We start from the raw sequence: 3,793 nt of genomic DNA on the forward strand, positions 1-3,793 counted from the left end.
GGACCTACGTGTTGGGCCACGCCATCGAACAGGCCCAGCACCAGCAGAACAACCCGGCCCCGGCCCCCACCGCCCCGGCCGCACCCCCCATCCCGGTGGTGCGCTCGCGCGCCACCCCGCATTCGGCGCCCCCGGTGCGCCCCTCGGCACCACCACCACCGCCGGCACCCGCGCGAGTGACACCGGTCTGGGTGGCACCGGCGAGCACACCGACCTCCTCAAAAACCCCGCTCTGGGTCGGCTTGGGCGCGGCCGCCGTCATCGTCGTACTGATCATCGCCGCGGTCAGCCTGGCCAACAGCGACCACAACACCACCAGCGCACCCGGAACCACTACCACCCAGGCGTGGCCCTATCCCACGTGGACGTCGAGTGCGATCAATACGCCGACCGCGGTGGTGCCTCCGCCATCGGATCCGGACCCGGACATGAATGGCGAAAGTTGCAACGGGTACGCGATCCCGAATGGGTCGGGATTCACCCATCTGGGGCGGGGCTCAAATAGGACGTCCTGCCCGTTTGCCAAGAACGTCCTGTCCGCGTACGTGGCCCAGCCCTCTGCAGCCCAACTCAGTGTCGGCAGCCCAAGAGCCGCATGCCCGACTGTCCAGCAGGAAAACCCGTCCAAATACATTCAATGCGACGGCAACAACTTCATCATGATCTGCGTCCGGGATGGCGCCGGCGGCTGGACCACGTGCACCGGCGGCAACGATGCCAAGGTCTACCTCTACTAGCCGGTGTATTCGCGATAACCGCAACACTTTCCGGTAGGCAATGGCGGGCGCCGGCGACGGTATCTTCGACCAGTCATATTCTGCTCCAATGTGATCGGATCCCGATCACGGAATCCTGGTACTGCTGAATTGTGTTCGGCGGCTTTCGATTCGGCGCGAACGCCGTGGCCCGGGTGGCCCCGTTGCGAGCAGCAGCGGCCGGGGATGGCAGGCCGGCGGCAGCGGGATATGCGGCGTCCGGTCGCTGCCGGGTGATTTGAATCCCGCTGGGTGCCGTCAAGCTGGCGGTTTGGTGAATCGATGATGGGCAGTGGGGTGGGTCGGTAGCATTACCGACCGGGTTTGGGTGAGGGAGGCCGCCGGTGGATGAGGTGGTGTTCGGGCGGTATCGGCTGGTCGCGTTGATCGGCGAGGGTGGCATGGGCAAGGTGTACAAGGCCCATGACAGCGTGATCGGGCGCGATGTGGCGATCAAGGTGTTGCCCGCTGAGTTGAGTGCTGAGCCGGGGTATCGGGAACGGTTTCGCCGCGAGGCCCATATCGCCGCCCGGCTGACCGAGCCGCACATTGTCCCGATTTATGACACCGGGGAATTCGAGAAGCAGCTGTATCTGGTGATGCCGGTCGTCGACGGTACCGACCTGCATGGTCTGCTGGCCCGAGACGGGCCGATGCCCCCACAACGCGCCGTCCGCGTGATCGAACAACTGGCCTCGGCGCTGCACGCCGCGCATGCGGTCGGGCTGGTGCACCGCGACATCAAACCGTCCAACGCGCTGGTGAGCGCCAATGATTTCACGTATCTGATCGATTTCGGTATTGCTCACGACGCCACGGCGACCACCAAGCTCACCCAGACCGGCACCATGGTCGGCACTTTCGCCTACATGGCCCCCGAGCGCTTCACCAGCGTCACCGCCGATGCCCGCGTCGACGTCTACTCCCTGGCGTGTGTGCTGTTTGAATGCCTGACCGGCGTGCAGCCTTACCCCGGGGACAGTATGGAACAGCAGATCGCCGGACACCTGACCAAGGACCCGCCGAAACCCAGCAGCCTGCGCTCCGGCGTCCCCGCCGGGTTGGACGCGGTGATCGCCACCGGCATGGCCAAAAAGCCCGACCAGCGCTACCAAACCACCCGCGAGTTGGCCACCGCCGCACGTCAAGTCCTGACTTCGGCCCCCGCCCCGCATCCGGCCCCCGACCCGGCACGGCAACAGGCCACCAAATCGACCCCGACCCCGTGGCAGCGACGGAAACCGGCCAAGGCCGGGCAAGTGATCGAACGCGACAGACTCGGGGTGCTGACCAAGATCGGCCAGGGCGGACAAGGCGTCGTCTATCGGGCACCCAACGTCAAAACCAAGTTCGCGGCTTCGATGGTCTACAAGGAATACAAGCCCCAAACCCGCACCGAGATCGACTTCACCGCCCTCGCCGCCATGCCCGCACTGGTCGAAGAATCACTGACCTATACCCAAGCCGAACGCCTGATCTCTATCGCGGCCTGGCCCTGCGCCATCATTCAGGAGTCCGGTGCCCCCACCGGATTCGTGATGCCCGCCATCCCCGACGCATTCCTGATCCCACTCACCACGGCCAAGGGCGTCTCGACCAGCACCGCCGAATTCCAACATCTGTTGAATCACCCGGCGGTCCTGGCCGCCCGCGGCATCACCATCGACGACGCCCAACGCTTCACCTTGCTCCGCGAAACCGCCTCCGCGCTGGCGTTTTTGCACAAACACGGCGTCTGCGTCGGCGACATCTCCCCGAAGAACCTGCTCTTCTCCCTGACCCCACACGAGGCCGTCTACTTCATCGACTGCGACGCGATGCGCATCAACACCGTCTCGGCACTGCCCCAAGTCGAAACACCGGGATGGAACGCACCGCGGGGTGAGGAACTAGCCACCATCTATTCCGACACCTACAAGCTGGGCCTGTTGGCGCTGCGGCTGATAGCCGGCGACCACGACACCACCAACCCCCGACACCTTCCCGCCACCACACCGACACTGCTGCGCCAAGTCATTACCGACGCCCTGACCAAGCAACCTCACCAGCGGCCGCTGCCCGAAGCGTGGAACTACGTGCTCACGAGCGCAATCAAACACGCACAACTCCAGCCGCCGGCCACCACACCAGACCCCAAGCTGCTCGGTACCCCACCCCCTCCACCATCAATACCGGTCGTGTACTCCAGACCCTCCGCGCACTCCGGACCGCCGGTCGGCCCGTCCGGGCCGCCGCCGTCTGGGCCGCCGCCGTCCGGTCCGCCCCCGTCCGGCCCGCCGCCGTCCGGTCCGCCCCCGTCCGGCCCGCCGCCGTCCGGTCCGCCCCCGTCCGGCCCGCCGCCGTCCGGTCCGCCCCCGTCCGGCCCGTTGCCAATCAGCCCGTGGCTACCACCACCAACGACACCGCCGACCCGTTCGACGAGCAAAACTGGGCTCGTCGTCGCCATCGTCTTCATCACGGTGATCGGGTTGATCGCGTTGATCGCGGTGATCGCGGCATTGACTACGTCCAGCAATCACGCCAGCACAACGACAACCACATTCCCGTACCAGAGCACCTTTACGAATCCCCCCAGATCCTCTACTGCTCCAACATTTCCCACGTACAGCCCGACCTACGCGCCATCCCCCACTTACACCTACACGCCGGAGCCGACTTACGTCCCGCCACCGCCACCGCCACCGCCCGCCGACATGTACGCCGCTATCGCGGTCTCGGACACCGGTGGTTACGGTTGGGCGAATAACTACAACACTATGGACGCAGCTAAGGCCGCGGCGATGACTAGATGCCGCCAGAATGGCGGCAACTGCAGGTTGGTTGCGTGGAGGCAAAACGGGTGCGTCGCGCTCGCTGACGGTGGTAGGGGTGCGCGTGGTTGGTCAAGCGGATCGTCCCTAAATGAGGCCGAGCAGTCAGCTTTGGCGGAGAGTCACGGGGGACGCATCTTGGTGTCGTTTTGCACATCCACATCCTGATCACTGCTTCGCCAGTTCCTCAACGCCGATACGGAAGCACAACTGCTGGCCGGTGTCGCT

Annotated in this window: 1 protein-coding gene and 1 pseudogene; both read left to right on the plus strand. The window is 65.4% G+C overall.

All coding sequences use genetic code 11. The features are described 5' to 3' along the window. Positions 1-737 (plus strand): annotated as a pseudogene (locus VML93_RS04635) (hypothetical protein); the annotation flags it as partial. A 362-nt stretch (positions 738-1,099) separates the two neighbouring features. Continuing rightward, a complete protein-coding gene (locus VML93_RS04640) occupies positions 1,100-3,733 on the plus strand; it encodes a protein kinase domain-containing protein (RefSeq protein ID WP_325608154.1) in 2,634 nt (877 codons plus the stop codon). Positions 3,734-3,793: the final 60 nt, after the last annotated feature.

Source organism: Mycobacterium sp. (genome assembly GCF_035499775.1).
Lineage (GTDB): Bacteria > Actinomycetota > Actinomycetes > Mycobacteriales > Mycobacteriaceae > Mycobacterium.